At 71.0% G+C, this 19,460-nt stretch carries 17 protein-coding genes; 9 read left to right on the top strand and 8 right to left on the bottom strand.

The genetic code is table 11. The features are described 5' to 3' along the window. Positions 1 to 13 precede the first annotated feature (13 nt). Genes M8C17_RS04915 through M8C17_RS04905 form a run of 3 tightly spaced genes read right to left on the bottom strand, consistent with a single transcriptional unit; the run spans position 14 to position 1,765 of the window. The gene (locus M8C17_RS04915; protein ID WP_252415171.1) at positions 14 to 925 is read right to left on the bottom strand and encodes a TIGR03619 family F420-dependent LLM class oxidoreductase; all 912 of its coding nucleotides are present in this window, start codon (positions 923 to 925) and stop codon (positions 14 to 16) included. A gap of 40 nt (positions 926 to 965) precedes the next feature. Then, entirely contained in the window at positions 966 to 1,358 is a 393-nt protein-coding gene (locus M8C17_RS04910) for a DUF2267 domain-containing protein (RefSeq protein WP_252415170.1), read from the bottom strand. Beyond that, positions 1,355 to 1,765, bottom strand: a complete 411-nt coding sequence (locus M8C17_RS04905) for a DUF2267 domain-containing protein (RefSeq protein WP_252415169.1) — start codon at positions 1,763 to 1,765, stop codon at positions 1,355 to 1,357. The genes M8C17_RS04910 and M8C17_RS04905 overlap by 4 nt, the downstream gene beginning before the upstream one ends. Before the next feature lie 316 nt (positions 1,766 to 2,081). Between M8C17_RS04905 and M8C17_RS04900 the strand changes: the two genes are divergently transcribed. After that, positions 2,082 to 2,501 (top strand): PPOX class F420-dependent oxidoreductase, encoded by a 420-nt coding sequence (locus M8C17_RS04900; protein WP_252415168.1) that lies wholly within the window; start codon positions 2,082 to 2,084, stop codon positions 2,499 to 2,501. Between the two features lie 84 nt (positions 2,502 to 2,585). Then, complete coding sequence (locus M8C17_RS04895) at positions 2,586 to 3,479, top strand: aminoglycoside phosphotransferase family protein (protein WP_252415737.1); 894 nt, start codon at positions 2,586 to 2,588, stop codon at positions 3,477 to 3,479. Between the two features lie 44 nt (positions 3,480 to 3,523). On the opposite strand, the gene M8C17_RS04890 is transcribed toward M8C17_RS04895, so the two are convergent. Then, positions 3,524 to 4,402, bottom strand: coding sequence for a bile acid:sodium symporter family protein (locus M8C17_RS04890; protein WP_252415167.1), 879 nt, complete (start codon positions 4,400 to 4,402; stop codon positions 3,524 to 3,526). Positions 4,403 to 4,545: 143 nt separating this feature from the next. Here M8C17_RS04890 and M8C17_RS04885 point away from each other — a divergent pair, with 143 nt between their 5' ends. After that, positions 4,546 to 5,889 (top strand): glycoside hydrolase family 18 protein, encoded by a 1,344-nt coding sequence (locus M8C17_RS04885; protein ID WP_252415166.1) that lies wholly within the window; start codon positions 4,546 to 4,548, stop codon positions 5,887 to 5,889. Positions 5,890 to 5,944: 55 nt separating this feature from the next. Here the strand turns inward: M8C17_RS04885 and M8C17_RS04880 are convergent, their stop codons facing one another. Together M8C17_RS04880 and M8C17_RS31805 are read right to left on the bottom strand one after the other, a co-directional pair. Next, the gene (locus M8C17_RS04880; protein WP_252415165.1) at positions 5,945 to 6,337 is read right to left on the bottom strand and encodes a hypothetical protein; all 393 of its coding nucleotides are present in this window, start codon (positions 6,335 to 6,337) and stop codon (positions 5,945 to 5,947) included. A gap of 69 nt (positions 6,338 to 6,406) precedes the next feature. Then, complete coding sequence (locus M8C17_RS31805) at positions 6,407 to 6,532, bottom strand: hypothetical protein (protein WP_256482145.1); 126 nt, start codon at positions 6,530 to 6,532, stop codon at positions 6,407 to 6,409. Between the two features lie 168 nt (positions 6,533 to 6,700). On the opposite strand from M8C17_RS31805, the gene M8C17_RS04875 reads away from it, so the two are divergent. The 4 genes from M8C17_RS04875 to M8C17_RS04860 all read left to right on the top strand — a co-directional run bounded on the left by M8C17_RS04875 (position 6,701) and on the right by M8C17_RS04860 (position 13,341). Beyond that, complete coding sequence (locus M8C17_RS04875) at positions 6,701 to 9,424, top strand: M14 family zinc carboxypeptidase (protein WP_252415164.1); 2,724 nt, start codon at positions 6,701 to 6,703, stop codon at positions 9,422 to 9,424. Positions 9,425 to 9,679: 255 nt separating this feature from the next. After that, positions 9,680 to 10,126, top strand: coding sequence for a hypothetical protein (locus tag M8C17_RS04870; RefSeq protein ID WP_252415163.1), 447 nt, complete (start codon positions 9,680 to 9,682; stop codon positions 10,124 to 10,126). Between the two features lie 240 nt (positions 10,127 to 10,366). Next, positions 10,367 to 10,978 carry a hypothetical protein gene (locus M8C17_RS04865; protein ID WP_252415162.1) on the top strand — a complete coding sequence of 204 codons (612 nt, stop codon included), beginning with the start codon at positions 10,367 to 10,369 and terminating at the stop codon, positions 10,976 to 10,978. After that, entirely contained in the window at positions 10,975 to 13,341 is a 2,367-nt protein-coding gene (locus M8C17_RS04860) for a VWD domain-containing protein (RefSeq protein ID WP_252415161.1), read from the top strand. The genes M8C17_RS04865 and M8C17_RS04860 overlap by 4 nt, the downstream gene beginning before the upstream one ends. A 58-nt stretch (positions 13,342 to 13,399) precedes the next feature. Here M8C17_RS04860 and M8C17_RS04855 read toward each other — a convergent pair whose 3' ends face one another. Continuing rightward, the gene (locus M8C17_RS04855) at positions 13,400 to 15,460 is read right to left on the bottom strand and encodes a cellulose binding domain-containing protein (protein ID WP_252415160.1); all 2,061 of its coding nucleotides are present in this window, start codon (positions 15,458 to 15,460) and stop codon (positions 13,400 to 13,402) included. A gap of 271 nt (positions 15,461 to 15,731) precedes the next feature. Between M8C17_RS04855 and M8C17_RS04850 the strand changes: the two genes are divergently transcribed. Continuing rightward, positions 15,732 to 16,439: a vancomycin high temperature exclusion protein gene (locus M8C17_RS04850; RefSeq protein ID WP_252415159.1), complete on the top strand. Its 708-nt coding sequence runs from the start codon at positions 15,732 to 15,734 to the stop codon at positions 16,437 to 16,439. A gap of 68 nt (positions 16,440 to 16,507) precedes the next feature. On the opposite strand, the gene M8C17_RS04845 is transcribed toward M8C17_RS04850, so the two are convergent. Continuing rightward, positions 16,508 to 17,530: a LacI family DNA-binding transcriptional regulator gene (locus M8C17_RS04845; protein ID WP_252415158.1), complete on the bottom strand. Its 1,023-nt coding sequence runs from the start codon at positions 17,528 to 17,530 to the stop codon at positions 16,508 to 16,510. 224 nt (positions 17,531 to 17,754) lie between these two features. Here M8C17_RS04845 and M8C17_RS04840 point away from each other — a divergent pair, with 224 nt between their 5' ends. Continuing rightward, positions 17,755 to 19,395 carry a glycoside hydrolase family 43 protein gene (locus M8C17_RS04840; RefSeq protein WP_252415157.1) on the top strand — a complete coding sequence of 547 codons (1,641 nt, stop codon included), beginning with the start codon at positions 17,755 to 17,757 and terminating at the stop codon, positions 19,393 to 19,395. The last annotated feature ends 65 nt before the right edge of the window (positions 19,396 to 19,460 follow it).

Genomic DNA, 19,460 nt, shown 5'->3' with positions numbered 1-19,460 from the left:
GCCGGTCGGGGTGTCAGCGGGTCGGAGCGAGGGCGTCGAGCACCTCGTCGGCCCGCCGGAGCGACGCCTGCGCGTCGGCGCGGGGTGAGCCGATCTCCGGATCGAAGTTGAGGTCGACGAACAATTCCGTGATGCCGGCTTCGGCAAGTCTGCCGAGATCCGACCGGATCTGCTCGAGCGTGCCGGTGAGCGGCTCGCGCCCTGGCGGACCCATCGGGCGTACGCGGACCGCGCCGCGGCAGACGAATCGCAGTGAGCCGGGATCGCGGCCGGCCTCCGCAGCGGCGGCCTTGACGGTCGCAACCGCCTCGCCGATGCCCGTCAGGTCCGCCTGGCTGCCACTGACCCAGCCGTCGGCGAGCCTGCCGGCCCGGCGCAATGCGGCGGGCGCCTGGCCGCCGAGCAGAATCGGCGGGTGTGGCCGCTGCACGGGCTTCGGCGCCAGACGAGTCGGCGGGATCTGGTAGAACTCCCCGCGATGCTCGGCGACGTCGTTCTGCCACAAGGTACGAAGAACGGCGAGGAACTCCTCGGCGCGCTGGCCCCGCCGACGCTTGCTCACCCCCGTCGCCTGATACTCCTCATCCGCCCAGCCGAGACCGAGTCCCACGTCGAGTCGTCCGCCGGCGAGGATGTCGAGAGTCGCGGTCTGCTTGGCCAGCAGCACCGGAGAGATGAACGGCATGTTGAGCACCGCGACGCCGAGCCGGACCCGCGTGGTGTGGGCCGCCAGGAACGCCAGCGTGGTCAGCGGGTCCTGGACGCTGTGGTAGGTCTCGCTCCAACCGAGGTCGGCGGGGACCAGAAGCCGCTGGAACGTCCAGAGCGAGTGGTATCCGAGCTGCTCGGCGCGGCGGGCGACATGGATCATGCTTGCCGGTGTGGCCCACGAGCCGGAGACGGGCGGGGCGAATCCAACCTCCACCCGCGCACCGTACCCGGATCAGGCCAGGACGTGGCTCGGTTCAGGCTCCGACGCCGCGAGGAACCGGATGAAGCAGCTGCCGGATGTCCTTCGGCAGCTCGGATTCCAGACTCTCGAGGTCTTCGGGGCTCACCGCCTCGCGCAGGGTCGTCAACACGGCGCGGGCACCCTCAGCGGGCCGTTCGTCACCTGTTCCCGCGCGGGCCCCTACCTCATTGAGAAACTCCACGAGGTCGAGCCGTTCGGCGAAGTCCACTTCCTTGTGTAGGTACCCCCGCAACTCCTCGGGGAGCCGCGTGGCCAGGTGGCGCGCCTCGCCGCCACTGACCCCTTCCGCCAAGGTCGTCAGCGTGGCTCCGACGACGTTCGCCGCCTCCGCCGCCGGCATTCCCGCCCGCTTTCCCACCGTTTCGAGAAACTCGGCGTAGTTCACCGGTTCTCCTTCCCGACCACACCCACCGGTTCGATCACCTGCCGGAACTCCTTCGGAAGCTGGGCCACCGCGTCCGCGAACTCGTCACGGGAAACAGCCTCACGTAGCGTGGTGAGCACCGCGCGGACGCCGGCACCAGCGAGTGCACGGTCGACGTCCGGGCGGTCCGCCACCCGCCGCACGAACTCGTCGAGCCCGAACGACTTGGCATGTTCCCCTCTACGCGGTGGCGGTTTGCGCAGGTGATCGTCAAGCCCTTCGGGAAGCTGATAGGCAAGGTCCTCAGCCTGGCCGGCGCTGATCCGATCTGCCAATGTCTCCAACGTCGCGCGGGTGAGTGTCGCCGCCTGATCGGTCGACACCTTCGCCCGCGTGGCCACTGCGTTGATGAAATCCTGGTATTCCACCTGTTGCTCCTCTCAAGCCGGATCGCCGTCGAACCACCAGTTACGAGCCCCTGACCTCAATGTGCCGCGACTGCACTCTTCACCTCTCGGGTGCCGAGCGAACTGGTACCTCGACAGCCTCCTGGTACAGGGGGTGACCCTGCCTCATCCCCATTGGGCGAATCACCAAGGCGCGAAGTCCGATGCACAGAGCTCAGGCGTACCGACGTTCGGCGGACTGATCGGCGCAGCGGACGTCATGCGACCCTCACCTGAAAACGGTCGCAACGGCAGGTGCGTAACGTGCAGGGGTACGCCGACGCGAGGAGGAGACCGAATGTCCAAGCCACCGCTGCCCGGGCCCGCGATCGCCATGCTGCAGAAGCCGAACCCGGCCGTCATGACCACCCTCCAGGCGAGTGGTCAGCCGGTGTCCGCCGCAACGTGGTACCTGTGGGACGACGGTCGGATCCTGGTGAACATGGACGAGGGCCGCCGCCGGCTGACCCACATCCGGAACGACCCCCGGGTCTCCCTCACCGTGCTGGACGACGCCGGCTGGTACACCCACCTCAGCATCATCGGGCACGTCGGCGAGCTACGCGCGGACGAGGGCCTGGCGGACATCGACCGGTTGTCCCGGCAGTACACGGGGCAGGCGTACCCGCGGCGGGAGCGCGGTCGGGTGAGTGCCTGGATCGAGATCGACCGTTGGCACGGCTGGGGTGCGCTGAAGGACAGCGACCAGGTCGGCTGACGCCGGGAGCGGTTCAGGCCGCCGGGACCGGGCGGAACCGGATTGCGACGGTGACCCGGGGGTGCGATGGTCCCCGGTGTGCAGATGCATGAGGGCCAGCTGAGCGTGCCCACCGAGACGGTGCGGAAGCTCGTCGACACGCAGTTCCCCGAGTGGCGGGCGTTGCAGGTCGCGCCTGTCTCCTCGCAGGGAACGGTCAACGCGATCTTCCGCATCGGGCATCGCTACACCGCCCGTTTCCCTCTGCAGCCGCAGGAGGTCGAGCCGGCGCGCCGCTGCCTGGAGAGTGAGGCCGACGCGGCGCGCGAGCTACTGGGCCGGACGCGCTTCCCGACTCCCGAGCCGGTCGCCATCGGTGAACCCGGCGCCGGGTATCCGCTGCCCTGGTCCGTGCAGACCTGGATTCCGGGGGCGGTCGCGACCGATCAGGACCCGGGCCGCTCCGTGGCGTTCGCCGACGACCTCGCCGAGTTCATCCAGGGCGTGCGGGCCATCAGCACCCGGGGCCGGAGGTTCAGCGGGCGCGGGCGAGGCGGCGATCTGGCCGACCACGACGAGTGGATGGCGACGTGTTTTCGGCACAGCGAAGGGCTCCTCGACGTCGCGCGGCTCCGCCAGGTCTGGGCGGGCCTGCGGCACCTGCCGCGTGGCGACTACCCGGACACGATGACCCATGGTGATCTCATTCCGGGCAACGTGCTCGTCTCCGACGGGCGGCTGGCCGGAGTTCTCGATGTCGGTGGCCTGGGTCCGGCGGACCGTGCCCTCGATCTCGTGGGCGCGTGGCATCTGCTGGAACCCGGACCGCGCCAGGCGCTCCGGGAGCACCTCGGCGCCGGCGACCTGGAGTGGGAGCGCGGGAAGGCGTGGGCGTTCCAGCAGTCCATGGGTGCGGTCTGGTACTACCACCACAGCAACCCGGCCATGAGCCGGATGGGCCGGCGTACCCTCGCCCGGATCCTGGCCGACCTCCGGTAGCACGCCTGCCGGGGCGTGCGCCCGGAGGTCGGCGACGCGTCGGCTCAGGCGGTGGTGACGGACCGGACGCGGACGCGGGTCACCAGGTAGCCGAAGGCCGCCGCGGTGAAGAACATGACGATGCCGTAGACGGCTCCGGGGATCGCCATCTGGGTGCTGTCGAGCAGCGCCGGGCTGAGCGCGATCGTGATGGCCAGGGTGCTGTTGTGGATGCCGATCTCGAACCCGGCCGCCGTCGCGGCGCTCCGGTCGACCCCGGCCAGCCGGGGCACCCCGTACCCGATCGCGAGGCTCAGCAGGTTGAACGCGAGCACGGCCAGGCCGACGGAGACGAAGTAGTCGGCGATGTTCTCCCGCTCGCCGAGCACGGCGCCGACGATGACCGCGACGAGCACCACGACGGACAGGATCCGCACCGGGCGGTTCAGGCGCTCGGCGACGCCGGGGACCCGGGCCCGGATCAGCATGCCGATCGCGACCGGGACGAGCACGATGGCGAACACCTGCAGCACCTTGTCGAACTGCAGGCCGATGCTCCTGCCGTCGGGCAGGAAGTACGCCGCCGACAGGTTGACCAGGATCGGCAGGGTGAACACGGCGAGCACCGAGTTGATGGCGGTCAGGGTGATGTTCAGGGCCACGTGCCCGCCGAACAGGTGACTGAAGAGGTTCGCCGTCGTTCCGCCCGGTGAGGCGGCCAGCAGCATCATCCCGACGGCCAACTCGGGTGCCAGGTCGAAGGCGAGCACCAGGCCGAAGCAGAGCGCTGGCAGCACCAGCACCTGGCACACCAGCGCGATGACGGCGGCCCTCGGATGCTGCGCGACCCGGCGGAAGTCCTCAGTGGTCAGCCCGAGACCCAGGCCGAGCATGATGATGCCGAGGGCGATGGGCAGACCGATCAAGGTCAGGGCTGAGTCCATGGCACAACATCGTTACCACCGGGTAACGCGCCCACAATCCCCCGTGCGGCTGGTGGCTCTTGACCGTGGACCCTGGTCGGCTTAACTTCATCAATCAGATAAGTGTCTTTACTAATTCCGCTCCATTCCTCGTGGGAGTGCCGATGCGACCATTCCGTCACCGCCGCCTCACCGCCGTCGTCGCCCTGGCGACGATGCTGGTGACCGCAGCCCCGCCGACCGCCGCGAACGCGGCCGACAAACCCGACCGCCGGGCCGGCTACCACCGGGTCGGCTACTTCACCCAGTGGGGCATCTACGGCCGGGCGTTCCCCGTCAAGAAGCTCGACACCTCCGGGGCGGCCAGCCGCCTCACCCACGTCAACTACGCCTTCGGCAACGTCAGCGAGGACGGGCGCTGCTATGTGGACGGCGGGCCGGGCGAGGGTGACGCCTGGGCCGACTACCAGCGTCCCGTCCCGGCGGAGGAGAGCGTCGACGGAGTCGCCGACGCCCCGGGTCAGGCCCTCAACGGCAACTTCGGTCAGCTGGCCAAGCTGAAGGCCAAGCACCCCGACCTGAAGGTGCTGATCTCGCTGGGCGGGTGGAGCTGGTCGACGTACTTCTCGAACGCCGCCCGCACCGACGCCTCCCGCAAGGCGTTCGTCGCCTCCTGCATCGACCTCTACCTCAAGGGAAACCTGCCGGGCGGGGACGGGGCCGCAGGCGGCCCGGGTGCCGCGGCCGGCGTCTTCGACGGCATCGACCTGGACTGGGAGTGGCCGAACTGGGCCGGTGAGCCGGGCAACGTCATCCGCCCCGAGGACCGGGAGAACTTCACCAAGCTGCTCGCCGAGTTCCGCCGGCAGCTCGACGCGTACGGTCGCACGACCCGCGAGCACCACCCGCTGACCGCCTTCCTGCCGGCCAACCCGGCGACCATGGACGCCGGATACGAGGGTCGCAAGATCTTCAAGTACCTGGACTTCGCAACGGTGCAGGGGTACGACTTCCACGGCGGCTGGGAGGCGGTGGCCAACCAGCAGTCCGCTCTGCGCGTCCCGGCTGGTTCGCCGGACAACCCGGACTTCTCCGTCGAGGTGGCCGTCGACGGCTGGATCGCCCGCGGCGCGCCGCGCGACAAGCTGGTCCTGGGCATCCCGTACTACGGCCGTGGCTGGACCGGCATCACCGGGGGCGGCAACGGCCTGTTCCAGCCCGCCACCGGACCCGCGCCGGCCACCTTCGAGGCCGGGTACGAGGACTACAAGCAGCTCAAGACCCTGGCCGGCAACGGCTACACCGTGCACCGCGACCTCCGGGCCGGTCACGCCTGGCTGTTCGACGGTACGACGTTCTGGACGTACGACGACCCGGCGGTCGTGTTGCAGAAGATGCTCTACATCCGGCGGGCCGGCCTGGCCGGTGCCATGATCTGGTCGCTGGACGGCGACGACGACAACGCCACGCTGACCAAGACGATCGGCCTCGGCCTGACGACCTGGTAGGCGTACCGCTCTTCCGGCCCGCCGCCGACCGGATCCCCGGCCGGCGGCGGGCCGACTATCCCCGTCGCGGTGCCACCGCGCCTACCGCGGCCTCGATGAGCGCGGTCACCTCGTCCATGTCACGGGCTCGGCGCACGTCCAGCTCGGCCGACCATCCGTCCGGACCAGTGAGTTTCACGGTCACGTCGTCGCGCCGGTGGGTCAGCCAGCCGGCGATCGCCTGGACCAGCACCATCACGACGCCGCTGCTGTCGACGGCCACCAGCAGCGCGTCCGTGGCTTCCGCCGACATCCCGTCGGGCGGTGTCGTCGAACCGGCCGGCGGCGCGGTCACCCTGTCGCGAAGCCGGTCCTCGGACCGCAGCCAGGACGCGAGAGAACGCTGGGCGTCGGCGGACGGAAGATCCGGACAGACCGAGAGCGTGATCGTCTCCAGAGACGCGGGCAATGTCTCCTCCTTCCGGGCGGGACCGACGACTGCGGGTGGAACACCACTGCGGCCGTCGATCGACTTCGTTCACGCTGGCCGCCACCGGCGGAGCACCATCCGTGCGGCGGGGCCGGCCAGATCGGCGAACAGCGTCAGCTCCGGCACGTCACCATCCTGCCAGCCGTCCCCGACGCAGGCATCCCACGCAGTCATCGGAATCGATCAGACCTTGACCGGGGTACCGGCGGTTCATAGGCTCCGGCCACTGCGAGCCATTTCCCGAGAAGGGAAACACGAGACATGGCCCCATCGATGCGTCCGTCCTGGACGGTCCCTCCGAGGCGGTTGGCGAGCGCCGCCGCGATCACGCTCCTACTCGGCATGACTCCCCTGCTCAGCGGCACGGCCGCCAGCGCCGCCCGGCCCTCCCCCTGCAGCAACGACCCGACCGCCCGGCTGAGCACGGTGCCGGCTCCGGAGGCCGTGCTCGGCTTCCCGCTGGGCGTGGGTCAGGAGCGGGTCGTCACCAACGAGGAGGTCCGGACCTACCTCGGTGCCGTGGACGGCGCCTCCGACCGGGTGGTCACCGGCGTGATGGCCACGAGTGTGCTCGGCCAGCCGCTGCCGTACGCGGTGGTGTCCAACGAGCGCAACGTGCGGCCGTCGGCGCTGCGCAGGATCGCCGACGACGTCCGCGACCTGCGGGATCCCCGCCGGACCAGCGCGAGGACTGCGGCCCGGACCGCGAAGGACAGCCCGGCCATCGTCTGGGTCACCGCGAACGTGCACGGCGGCGAGAAGAGCGGCACCGACGCGGCGCTCAAGACGCTGTACGAGCTGGCCGCCGGCCTGTCCTGCGCGGTCGCCCAGCGCAACGACAACCTGGTCACCATCATCGTTCCGACCCAGAACCCGGACGGCCGGGACGCCACCCGGCGGCAGAACGAGTTCGGCTTCGACATGAACCGGGACTGGTTCGCCCGTACCCAGCAGGAGACCGACGGCAAGCTCGAACTCCTGCGGCGATACCCGCCGCAGGTCTTCATCGACGCCCACGAGATGGGCGGCCGGCAGTACTTCTTCCCGCCCAACGCCGACCCGATCCACCACGAGATCGCCGGCGAGGCCGTGGACTGGATCAACCGGATCGGTGAGGCCAACAAGGCCGGCTTCGGCTTCAACGGCGCCTGCGACGAGACCGTCACCACCGAGTGCTACTTCAACTACGACACGTACGACATGTTCTTCATGGGCTACGGCGACACCGTGCCGACCACCGGCTTCGGCGCGGCTGGCATGACGTTCGAGAAGGGCAGCGCGTCGGCGGTGGCCGACCGGGTCCAGCAGCAGTTCAACACCCAGTGGGCGACGCTCGGCTGGGCAGCCGCGAACAAGCACGAGGTGCTCAGCGACTACTTCGACATCTGGACCGACGCGCTCGCCCAGGGCAGGGCCGGCACGCTGGAGCCGAACGAGGTGGTGCAGCCCACCAACGAGGTCCAGTTCCCGGTGCCGGACATCACGATCCGCTCGTACTTCCTGCTGCCCGACCGGCAACTCGCCGACGTCCGCCAGCTCGTCGAGCGGCTGCGCCGGATGGACGTCGAGGTGTACGAGGTGCAGCAGCCCACCCGGCTGCCCACCGCGCGGGTCTTCGGCGGCCGGGCGGCCACCAACGTGACCGTGCCCAAGGGCGCGTACTGGATCCCGATGGACCAGCCGCAGAAACACTGGATCCAGGCCATCATGGGCGAGGACCCGTACGTTCCCTTCCCCTACTTCTACGACGTCTCGTCCTGGAGCAACCCGCTGCTCATGGGCGTGTCCACCATCTACACGGGCGACAACGTCCGACCCCGGGCCCAGTTGGTGCGGCAGATTTCCGGCGGCCGCGGCGGGCTGGCGTGGCCCTGGGGCTCGTACCGGTACCCGCTGGACTCGGCGGCCGCCGCGGAGTTCACCTTCACCCTGCTCGGGCGGGGTGTGCCGCTCGTGCGTGACCTGAACACCAACTCGGTCGCCCTACCGGCGACCAGGCTGAGCCGTACGGTCGACGACCTGGCCGAATCGTTCGGGGTGACCCTGACCCCGGGCGGGCCGGCCAACGGGACCCGCCTCGCCCTGCCCGACGTCGGGCTGTTCCAGGGCACCGGCATCTCGACCACATCGGGCTCGCACGGCGAGGCCAGGTACGTGCTCGGCAAGCGGTGGGGTCTGCACCTCACCCCGGTGACCACGGCCGACATCAACGACAACACCGAGGCGTTCACCGGACGTACGGTGCTGCTGGTGCCGGACGGCAGCAACCCGACCGGCGGTCTGACCGCCACCGGGCAGGCCAACCTGCGCGACTGGGTGGCCCAGGGCCACACCTACATCGGGCTGCGCAACGAGGGCACCCGGATGGCCCGGGCCGCCGGGCTCACCTCCACCACCGAAAAAGCCAAGCCGGCCGACTACCTGGTGATCGGCTCACACCTACGGGTCGACGTCGATCAGGACAGCCCGGTCGCCCTGGGCCGCCCGGCGGAGGACTTCGAGTTCAACAACAGTGACCCGATCCTGAACCCGAGCACGACCGGGACCAACGTTCTCCGCTACCCGACGAGTGACACGTTCTGGGCCAACGGCTACACGGTCGGTGAGGACGCGCTGAAGGGGACGGTGGCCGTGGTCGACGAGCCGACCGGCACCGGCAGGGCGGTGCTGTTCGCGTTCAACCCGCTGTTCCGGGCGTACAACGAGAACGGTCTGCACCTGGTGGCCAACGCGTTGCTGTACCCGGACACGGGCCGCGCGCCGGACCCCCGGCGCGCGGCCGGGGTCGACCCGGCGCGCGCGGCGGCCGCCGCCGCACCGGTGGCGGCGGAGCTGGGCGGCGGGTGGCGGCCGACCACCATCCAGGTGGCCGCGGCCGACCTGCCACGCACGCGGGCGATCGTCGAGAGGTTCACCCCGGATGCCCGGGCGTCCGTGGCCGGCGGCTCGGCCTACCTGGTGATCCCCAACCCGGAGGGACGCCAGGCCGACGAGCACCCGTTCCTGGGTGATCTGGTACGCGCACTCCGCGACGCCTCGATTCCACTGAGGTCCGTGGTCGGCTGACAGACCTCGCACACCGAAGCGCCCGTCCCCCGGGTGGGGACGGGCGCTTCTGCGCGTTCCAGAATCGGCTACGACGTGCACCACATGGCGCCGATCATCTGTTCGGAACAAAACCGAACCAGCCATTGACCAGGCCGGACAGATGCGTGTTGTTCGGGACAGACATCGATCGTGGCAATACGTCAAGCCGCATCAATACGCTGGGAATCGGCCACCGAAATTCATCGGCCGAATTACCACTCACGGAGGTCGCACATGTCGGTCCAGCGTCTTGCGCTCAAACTGTCGATGGCGTTCGCGGTAGGCGCCGCTGCCCTGCTCGCCACCGGCTCACCAGCCGCCGCCGCCTACAACGACGACCACTACGTGACACTCTGGGACGACAACGCCTCGTGCCAGGCTGGTCGCCTCGACTTCGTCGACTACGGCGAGGGTGCACCCGGCGGTGGCATGAACGATGACTATTTCGTCGTGCGGGACACGTGCGCCAACGGTGACGGTGTGCTGGGTCGCGTCTACGTCAACGGCGTCCTGATCGACACCCAGTACAACGGCGGCGGCTCCGGATCCTCGATCATCTGGGATCCGGCCCAGGTCTACGCGAACGACGTGGTCCGGATGGATATCTGCGGGGCAAACGGTCCTGAGGACTACCTGGGCTACTCCTGCACCCCCACCACGTTCCGTAGCCAAGACGGCTGAGGCAGCCGAACAGGGGCCGGACCGGCGCCAACACCATGACCAACGGCGGGCACCGGATCTTCCGGTGCCCGCCGTCTGTCGACCCCCCACCGATCCCGCCGCGCACAGTCCATGACGACCCCCCGTCGCCTTGCCGACATCGACCGGGCCGGATCACGACAGCGGTCGCGGCACCCGACGACGCAGGCTGGCCGGGATCGCTGGCGACGGACGTCGGCATCCGGAGGAGGCGCGCGGCCCATGGGCGTACCCCGGGCAGGGTCGGTGGGTCGCACGGCGCTCGCCGGCTGCCTCGCCCTGCTGCTGATGGCCACGACCGTCGGATGCCGCCGGTCCCGGCCGAACCCCTCCCCCAGGGATGCCGGCGCGACGGTCGGCCTCACCGTCGGCCCGTCGCAGCCGACGTACCGGGTGGGTGAGCAGATCAGCCTCCGTCTCAAGCTGGTCAACAACCGTGACGCCGAATGCCGGTTGAGCCGGGTGCCCGACGGGGCCGTGACGGTGCTGTCGCTGACCCGCGACGGCGAGCCGGTGGCACCCACGGTCGGTGGTGCCGCGTACTACCGGGACTTCACCGCGTACCTGGTCGAGAACCTGGTCCCGGTGCCACCGCGCGGGTCGGTGGAGCTGACCTTCGGCAGCGACCCGCAGAGCCCGATCGGTGCCGCGCTGACCACCTCCGCCCCGGACGGCCACGGCGGAGCCGCCGTCACCTGGTGGCCGGTCGACCAACCGGGGGCGTACCGGCTGGTGCTCGGCTACCTGAGGGCACCGCTGCGGGGGGTGCCGGCGGATGCCTGCGCCGCGACGGCCGAGCAGGGCACGGCGGCGTTCGAGGTGAAGGGCGGGTGACCGGGTTGCGGAACCGAGTCGGCGTACGCGCGGGCCGGGCGGGCCTGCTGCTGGCTGGCGTCCTGGTACTGCTCGCCCCGCAGGCGGCGTCCGCCGTGGTCAGCGTCAACGCCGACCTGCAGACGGAGTACGCGGGCTGCGTCGGACAGATCCGTGGCTCCGGCAACGGCGCCGTGCTCGACGCGCTGGAACGCTCCGGCAAGCAGATCAAGGTACGCCGGCCGATCTTCGGCTCGGAGAGCAGCACGACGACGTACGTTCCGGGCAGCGACGTGCAGATCAACTGGGTGCCGGAGAACGACGGGCGGAAGCTGCCGGAGGAGGGTACCGGCTTCACCGAGGACCAGTGCGCCACCCTCATCCACGAGATGAACCACGCCCTCGACAAGGTCAACGACACCGACCGGGGTCAGTTCTGCACCCAGGGCGGTCAGTTCGCCAGCGAGGTGGATCCTGGCGAGGTGCACGCGGTGCTGGCGGAGAACGCGTACCGGCGGGCGGTCGGGGTGCCGACGCGCACGACGTACAGCGGGATGAAGCTGCCGGCGAACGGCAAGGACTGTGACAAACCCACGCCCCGACCGCCGAGCGGTGGTTGCTCGATCTCCGTGATCGGCAAGGGCTACCGCTGCGCGAACAGCAACGGCGACCCGCACCTGCTCACCTACGACGGCCTCCGGTACGACTTCCAGGCCGCCGGAGAGTTCGTGCTCAGCCGCTCGACCTGGGACGACTTCGAGGTCCAGGTACGACAGACGATGTTCCCGGCCAGCTCCGTGGTGGCCGTCAACTCCGCCGTCGCGGCCCGGGTGGCCGGCGATCGGGTCGGCGTCTACGCGACAGCCGACGGCCCGGTGACCCGGGTGAACGGCGCGCCGCCGGTCTCCGCGCCGGCCGGGGTGAAGCTGCCCCACGGCGGCACCGTCACCACCTGGGGCGACGGCACGGTGACCGTGGAATGGCCGGACGGCACGTCGCTGAACGCGCACCCGCTCGGGGTGTGGGGGCTGAGCGTGAGCGTCAGCGCGCCGGCCGGGCGGGCCGGGAAGCTGGAGGGCCTGCTCGGCGACCACGACGGTGACCCCGCCGACGACCTGGCGGTCCGTGGCGGGGGCAGAGTGGCCCAGCCGCCCACGTTCGAGGCGCTACACCCCGGCTTCGCCGACAGCTGGCGGGTGGAGGCCCGGCGGTCCCTGTTCGACTACGAGCCGGGTCAGGACACCGGCACGTTCACCGACCGGCGCTTCCCGGACCGGCTGGTCACCGTCGACGACCTGCCCAACCGGGCCACCGCCGAACTCGTCTGCCGGCGGGCCGGCGTCACCGATCCGCAGATCCTGGCGGGCTGTGTGCTCGACGTCGGCCTCACCGGGCAGGTGGCGTTCGCCGCCGACGCCGCGCGGGCTCAGCGCGACGCTCCCGGCGTCGCCGACGTCAGCCTGGAGGTGACGCGTCCCGGTGCCACCGCCGCGATGAAGGTGCCCGGCCGCGCCGGTCAGAAGGTCTTCATCGAGGTACCGGCGGCCACCGTTCCGGACCGGTGCAGCGTGCTGTTCCTCCTCGACCCGCAGGGGCGCGAGCTGGCGACCGGCTGCGTCATCCGCGGCGTCGGCTACATCGACACCACCACGCTGACCGCGACCGGCGACCACCAGGTGGTGCTCGACCCGTGGGACGCCGACCTCGGCCGGGCGACGGTGCGGGTCGTCACCGTGACCGACGAGGAGAAGACGCTCAGCGTCGAGGGGCCGGCGGTCCGGGCGACGCTCGCCCAACCGGGGGCGGTGAGCGGCCTGGCGTTCGACGGGCGCGCCGGCCAGAAGGTCTACCTCCAGGTCACCGGTGCCACCCTGCCCGACCGGTGCGGCCTGCTGCGGCTGCGCGACCCGGCCGGGGAGCAGGTGGCCAGCGGCTGCGTGATCCGCGGCCAGGGACACGTCGACGGGTTCGTCCTGCCGGCCACCGGCCGGTACGTCCTGGAGCTCGACGGGTACTCCACCGACACCGGCTGGGCGGACGTGCGGCTCCGTGACGCCCATGACGAGCAGGCCGACACCGTGGCCGACGCGCGGGCCAGCACGGTGACCGTCAGCCGGCCCGGCGCGGTGAGCCGGCTGCGGTTCACCGCCGACGCCGGCCGGCGCGTCGCCGTCGAGGTGACCGCCGCCAACCTGCCCGACCGGTGCGGGATCCTGATCCTGACCGGTCCGGACGGCGCCCCGGTGGGCAGCGGCTGCGTCATCGGCGGGACGGGGCGCTTCGAGACCGGCCCGCTGCCCGAGGGCGGCGCGTACACCCTGGCGCTCGACCTGGACGCGGACGAGACCGGGTCGGCGACGCTCACCATCCGGCAGGTCGGCTGACCTGTCCCCGTGGTCCGGCCGGCCCCTTCGCCCGGCCGGCCGGACCACGCCGGCGGTGTCAGCCGCTCGTGCAGACGGTGCCGTTGAGGCTGAACGCGGTGGGCAGCACGTTGGGACCGCTGTACGCGCCGACGAAGCCCGCGCTGGCGCTGCCGCCGGCGGCGATCCGCCGGTTGTCGTCGGTCGGGGTGACCCGCACGGCGGTGCCGACCTGCTCCCAACCGGCGCTCCAACCGCTGCTCACCTGCTGCCAGGCCGTCGGCCAGGTCCAGGTGAGTGTCCAGCCGTTGATCGGGCTCGTGCCGTTGTTGGTGATCTCGATGCCACCGATGTAGCCGTTGCCCCAGTCACCGCTGGTGGTGAAGCGGACGCTGCACGCGCTGGCGGCCGGGCTGCCGGTGACGAAGGTGAGCGGCGGCGAGGACCAGGAGACCCGGCCGGCGGTGTCACGGGCCAGCACGTTGACGGTGTACCTGGTGCCGGGCACCAGGTTGCCGGCCGTGAACGAGGTGGTCCTCGTCTCGCCGAGCTGCTCGCTGATCGCACCGTTCTGCCGGTACACCTCGTACTTGGCGATCGGGCTGCCGCCCGGTGCGGCCGCCGGCCAGGAGATCGTCGCCGTCCGGTCGGTGACGCCGCCGGCGGTGGGCCGGCCCGGCGCGGCGGGCCGGCCGGCGGTCGTGCCGGCTGGGCGCAGCACGAGCGTGGTCAGCGAGTACGGCGGCAGCGTACGGCTGGTGGCGGTGCCGGACCGGCCGGTGGCGATACCGGTGGCGCCGTTGGTGAGGGTGGACACCGTCGGCGCATCGGCCGACGGGGTGAACCCCGCGTAGTCGATGGTGACCGGGTGCGCCGTGTCCGGATCCTTGTTGACCAGCAGCACCGCGAGGTCACCGTTGCCCCGCCGGGCGGCGTGCGCGGTGACCAGCGGCTCGTCCGTGCCGGCGCGGACGAACTGGTCGCCGGGCTGGGCGAAGTGCTTCATCATGGTCAGCCCGTGGTACGGCGCGAACGGTGTGTTCAGGGGTGGCTCGCAGACCGAGCCGTCCTCGGTGCAGGCGCCGCTGGAGAGCATGCCGAAGTCGCCGTAGTCGGTCTGGCCCGCCACCTCCGACACGGTGCCGATGCCGTTGTGGACGTTCCACCAGTGGACGGTGAAGGCGCCGTTCTCCAGCAGCGCGCTGTAGGCGTCGGCCAGGAAGAGTGCCGCCGGCTGGGTGGTGCGGCCCGCGTCGACGTTCAGCTCGGTGAAGCTGATGCCGATGCGTGCGGCGTTCGGGCCGGCGTACCGGGTGAGCTGCTCCCGGAGCAGGTGGGTGGCGTCGGGGATGTGGCTGGTCCGGGCCAGCGACTCCGCGGCGGTGCCACCCGGGTACCAGTGCACGTCCACGAAGTCGATCTTCGGGCCGGCGAGGGAGAGCACGGTCTGGTTCCAGGGGCCGGGGTCGCTGCCGGCGGTGATCCCGTCCGGCCAGTTGCCCGGCATCGTCAGCACCGCGCCGACCTTGATGCTCGGGTCGACCGCCTTCATCGCGTCGGCGTACTCGACGACCAGCCGCGCGTACTGGGTCGCGCTCTTGTCCGGATGGTCGTCGGCCTCCCAGGCCGACCCGTAGTGGCCGTTGCCGTAGTTCTCGTTGCCGACCGTCCAGTACCGCGCGCCGTAGCCCCTGGTCACATTGGCGTACCGGACCCAGTCGGCGGCCTCGGCGGGCGAGCCGGTGCCGTAGTTCGCAATGATCATCGGTTGCGCGCCGACCCGCCGGACCGCCGCCATGAAGGTGTCGAAGTCGGTCCCCGGTGCGACATACCCGCCGGGCGCGGTGTGGTCCTTCCAGTGGTAGATGTCGGCGTACGAGCCGCCGGGATAGCGCATCATCCGCACACCGGCGTCGCGCAGCAGATCGGAGGTCTCGGCGCTGCCGAGGTGCTGGTCCCAGATGGCGTGGTTGACGCCCAGGGCGGTGTCGGGCACTGTGGCCAGCCCCGCGCGGGCGTTCACGGTCACGGCGACCGGATCGGGTGCCGCGCTGGCGGTCGGGGGGTTGACGCCGGCGAACGCGCCCACGGCGAGCAGCAGGCTCGCCAGGACTGCCGTCCGGGCTTTCGGTTTCTGCATGGGCTGGATTCCTTCACGGAGACGAGTCGCCCAGCCGGTCAGGGTGCGGCGCGGCGACGGGCAGACTCGTGGACGGATGGCGCTCGTTGGTCCATCGCTCGTGTCCCCGTCCGCCCGGGAATCCGTGGTCGGATCCCGGCTGCCCATTGGACGGGCGTCAGCCCCGCGCGCGGCATGTCATCGACGGCCAAGAATGTCACGGGTCGTTCGACCAACTCAAGCCCGGGACCGGGCCCGACCGCTGCGACGGGAGCGGGAATAATCCCCCGGCATGCGGGGACGATCCGGTGCGGTCAAGCGGTGGTACGGGGAGCACCGGCGGTTCGTCCGCCGTACGCTCCTCGCGCTGGTGGCTGGTGCGGTCCTGCTGACGGGCGGCACGGTGGCCAGCGTGACGTGGGTTCGCGGTGCCGCGGACGGCCACCTCTACAGCGAGGCCGACGTGCCGGACGCGCCGGTCGCCCTGGTCCTGGGCACCAGGGTGGACGCGGACGGCACGCCGTCGCCGTTCCTCGCGGCGCGGCTGGAGATCGCGCGGCGACTGTTCGCCGGCGGCAAGGTCCGGGCGATCCTGGTGTCCGGCGACAACATGAACGCCGACTACAACGAACCCGCCGCGATGCTGCGGTGGCTGGTCGACCGGGGCGTGCCGGCGCGGAAGGTGGTGCTGGACCACGCCGGTTTCGACACGTACGACTCCTGCGCGCGGGCGGAGCAGATCTTCGGGGTGACACGGGCGACCGTCGTGACCCAGTCCTTCCATCTCCCCCGCGCCGTGGCGCTGTGCAGGCGCCTCGGCATCGACGCCCGCGGCGTGGGCGACGAGACCGTGAAGCGGTACGCCCAGACGTGGCGGGTCAGCTCCTCCCGGGAACACGGCGCCTGCCTCAAGGCCGCGCTGGATCTGCTGTCCGGCCGGGATCCGGCGCATCTCGGCCGCCGTGAGACGGGCATCGAGGACGCCCTCCGCAACGGCTGAGGTCGAACCGCACGCCGGTTTCGCCGTACCTCGGCATCGCCGCCGGTCCGGCAGGCGGGGCCGTTTCGTCAGCGGCGCCGGGGTGGCGCGGCGCTGTCGCGGATGACGAGCTCGGTAGCGAGTTCGAGGCGCTCGCTGTCGGTCTTCTCGCCGCCTGCGAGCCGCAGCACGGTCCGTGCGGCCAGCATGCCCATCTCGGCCAGGGGTTGGCGCACCGTCGTCAGTGGAGGGGAACACCAGCGGACCTCGGGCAGATCGTCGAAGCCGACCACGCTGATGTCGCCGGGCACCCGGAGGCCCCGTTTGCGGACCGCCTCGTAGACACCAAGCGCCATCTGGTCGCTGGAGGCGAAGATGGCGGTGGGCGGGTCGGGCAGGGCCAGCAGCTGCGTACCGGCGAGATAGCCGGTCTCGGGGTGGAAGTTGCCGGGGCGGACGAGGGCGGGGTCGACGGGGACACCGGCCGCGCCGAGGGCAGCCCGGTAGCCGTCCAGCCGCGCCCGGCTGCACATCAGGTGCGGTGGTCCGGCGATGAACCCGATGCGGCGGTGGCCGAGGCCGAGCAGGTACTGGTTTGCGCTCAGGCTGCCCGCCCAGTTGGTGGCGCCGATCGTGGGTGACTCCCGCGGGTCGACCCCGGCGGGATCGATGATGACGACCGGAATGTGGAGCCGGCAGAACTCCGCGTGCAACGGCGGGTTCACCATCGAGGTCACGAGGATGACGCCCTCGGTGGAGCGGGCGCGCATGTTGTCGAGCCACTGCCTGGCCGAGGAGATTCGCCAGTGGATGGCCGAGACGGCGGTGCCGACGCCGCTGCTCCTGGCGACCTCCTCCACCCCACGGATGATCTCCACCGCCCACGGGCTGTCCAGGTCGTTGAAGACCAGGTCGATCAGGCCGGCGGTCGTCTGGCGGGTCGGCGACCGGCGGCGGTAGCCGTACCGGGTGAGCAGTTCCTCGACCCGTTTCCGGGTCTGCGGGGCGACGTCGGAGCGGCCGTTGACGACTCGCGAGACCGTGGGCACGGACACGCCGGCCAGCCGCGCGATCATGGCGATGGTGACGTTCCGGCCGTTGTCGGTGCCCACCGTCCGCCCCCTTCGCCTGATTCGCGCGCTGGATTGAACCGCCTTCGTAACTTTCGGTGCTTCGGCGGTAATACCGATCGATGGGCGGCACGCTACGAGTCGTCGCCACCCCGGTCAATAGCTCTGTCCTATCGCGAAAAGAACGGCTAGCGTAGGCAGCGGTGCCGCTGCTACACACGGCGCAAGTTCCGGAAGTTTCCGAAAAGCCGTCCGGAGGAGTCCTCGTGTCGACCGACACCGCTGACGTGGCGACCGCTACCGGGTCGATCCGCAACCCCGTCCTCGCCGGGTTCCACCCGGATCCGTCGATCCTGCGCGTCGGCGACGACTACTACCTGGCCACCTCGACCTTCGAGTGGTACCCGGGGGTACGCGTGCACCACTCGCGCGACCTCGTGCACTGGCGCCCCCTGGGCGGGATCATCACCGAGCGTCGCCTGCTGGACCTGCGCGGCTGCGGCGACTCGAACGGGGTGTGGGCACCCGACCTGACCTACCACGACGGCGAGTTCCATCTCGTCTACAGCGACGTGGCGAGCTTCGCCAGCGGCTACTGGGACCCGCAGAACTACCTGATCACCGCCCCCGACATCGCCGGCCCCTGGTCGGACCCGGTGAAGCTGCACGGGCGGGGTTTCGACGCCGCGCTGTTCCACGACGACGGGGCCAGTTGGCTGCTGAGCATGAGCGCGGACTGGCGACCCGGTCGGGACCGCTTCGGCGGCATCGAGATCCAGCAGTACGACCGCGCCGCCCGCCGTCTCGTCGGCCAGCCCCGCATCCTGTTCACCGGCTCCCCGGTCGGCGTCACCGAGGGCCCGCACCTGTACCGCCACGACGGCTGGTACTGGCTGATCACCGCCGAGGGCGGTACCAGCTGGGAGCACCAGGTCACGGTGGCACGGTCACGGGATCTGTTCGGGCCGTACGAGGTGAGCCCGGACGGGCCCCTGCTCACCTCCGTCGACCGACCCGAGCTGCGGTTGCAGAAGGCCGGTCACGGCAGCCTGGTCCGCGTCCCGGACGGCGGGTGGTACCTGGCGCACCTGGTCGGCCGCCCCTACTCGCCACTCGGCAACTGCGTACTGGGCCGGGAGACCGCGATCCAGCGGGTCGACTGGCCGTCCGGTGGCTGGCCCCGGGTCCCCGGAGGTGTGCCCGCGGAGGAGGTGGCCGCTCCCGACCTGCCCCCGCACCCGTGGCCACCAGAGCCGGCAACGGACCACTTCGACACGCCTGAGCTGAGCCCCTGCTGGTCGACGCTGCGGCGGCCGGCCACCGCGGACTGGGTCGACCTGCGGTCCCGCCCGTCGCACCTACGGATCCACGGCGGGCAGTCGCCGGTGGGCCGACGGGCCCCGAGCCTGGTCGCCCGGCCCGTCGGCGCCACGCACTGCGCCCTGGAGACCGTGGTCGAGTTCGACCCCGTCGACCACCGCCAGCTCGCCGGGATAACCGCCTACTACAACACCCTCAACTGGCACCACCTCTACCTGACCCGCGCCGACGACGGGCGGACCGTGCTGGAACTGCTCAGCTCGGACAACGGGCGGCGTACCCCGTACCCCGAACTGACCGTCGACGCCAGCGGCGTCTCCCGGGTCGGCCTGCGGGCGGTGTTCGACGGACCCGTCGTGCGCTTCGCCTACGACCTCGGTGCCGGTTGGCGGCAGCTTCCGGCGGACCTGGACGCGACAATCCTGTCCGACGAGCACGCCGCGATGATCATCGACGGTGAGCCGGCGGCGTGGGGCTTCACCGGGGCGGTCCTCGGCCTGTGGGTGCAGGACCTCGGTGGCGACGGAGTCCACGCCGACTTCGACCTGGCCACCTACCGGGAGCACGACTCACCGCCGGACCGGTGACCCGACGCACCGGAACGGGCGAAGCTCCCGGTGGGACAGCGGTCGACCGGGACGACCCTCGTAGG

The organism is Micromonospora sp. RHAY321 (assembly GCF_023896955.1).
Lineage (GTDB): Bacteria > Actinomycetota > Actinomycetes > Mycobacteriales > Micromonosporaceae > Micromonospora.
This window is presented reverse-complemented; position numbering and strand designations above follow the sequence as displayed.

Coding starts and splice junctions, on each gene's coding strand:
- M8C17_RS04875 (WP_252415164.1), top strand. CDS start 6,701: ATGACTCCCCTGCTCAGCGGCACGGCCGCCAGCGCCGCCCGGCCCTCC.
- M8C17_RS04855 (WP_252415160.1), bottom strand. CDS start 15,460: ATGCAGAAACCGAAAGCCCGGACGGCAGTCCTGGCGAGCCTGCTGCTC.
- M8C17_RS04885 (WP_252415166.1), top strand. CDS start 4,546: ATGCGACCATTCCGTCACCGCCGCCTCACCGCCGTCGTCGCCCTGGCG.
- M8C17_RS04865 (WP_252415162.1), top strand. CDS start 10,367: ATGGGCGTACCCCGGGCAGGGTCGGTGGGTCGCACGGCGCTCGCCGGC.
- M8C17_RS04895 (WP_252415737.1), top strand. CDS start 2,586: ATGCATGAGGGCCAGCTGAGCGTGCCCACCGAGACGGTGCGGAAGCTC.
- M8C17_RS04870 (WP_252415163.1), top strand. CDS start 9,680: ATGTCGGTCCAGCGTCTTGCGCTCAAACTGTCGATGGCGTTCGCGGTA.
- M8C17_RS04900 (WP_252415168.1), top strand. CDS start 2,082: ATGTCCAAGCCACCGCTGCCCGGGCCCGCGATCGCCATGCTGCAGAAG.
- M8C17_RS04850 (WP_252415159.1), top strand. CDS start 15,732: ATGCGGGGACGATCCGGTGCGGTCAAGCGGTGGTACGGGGAGCACCGG.
- M8C17_RS31805 (WP_256482145.1), bottom strand. CDS start 6,532: ATGACTGCGTGGGATGCCTGCGTCGGGGACGGCTGGCAGGATGGTGAC.
- M8C17_RS04890 (WP_252415167.1), bottom strand. CDS start 4,402: ATGGACTCAGCCCTGACCTTGATCGGTCTGCCCATCGCCCTCGGCATC.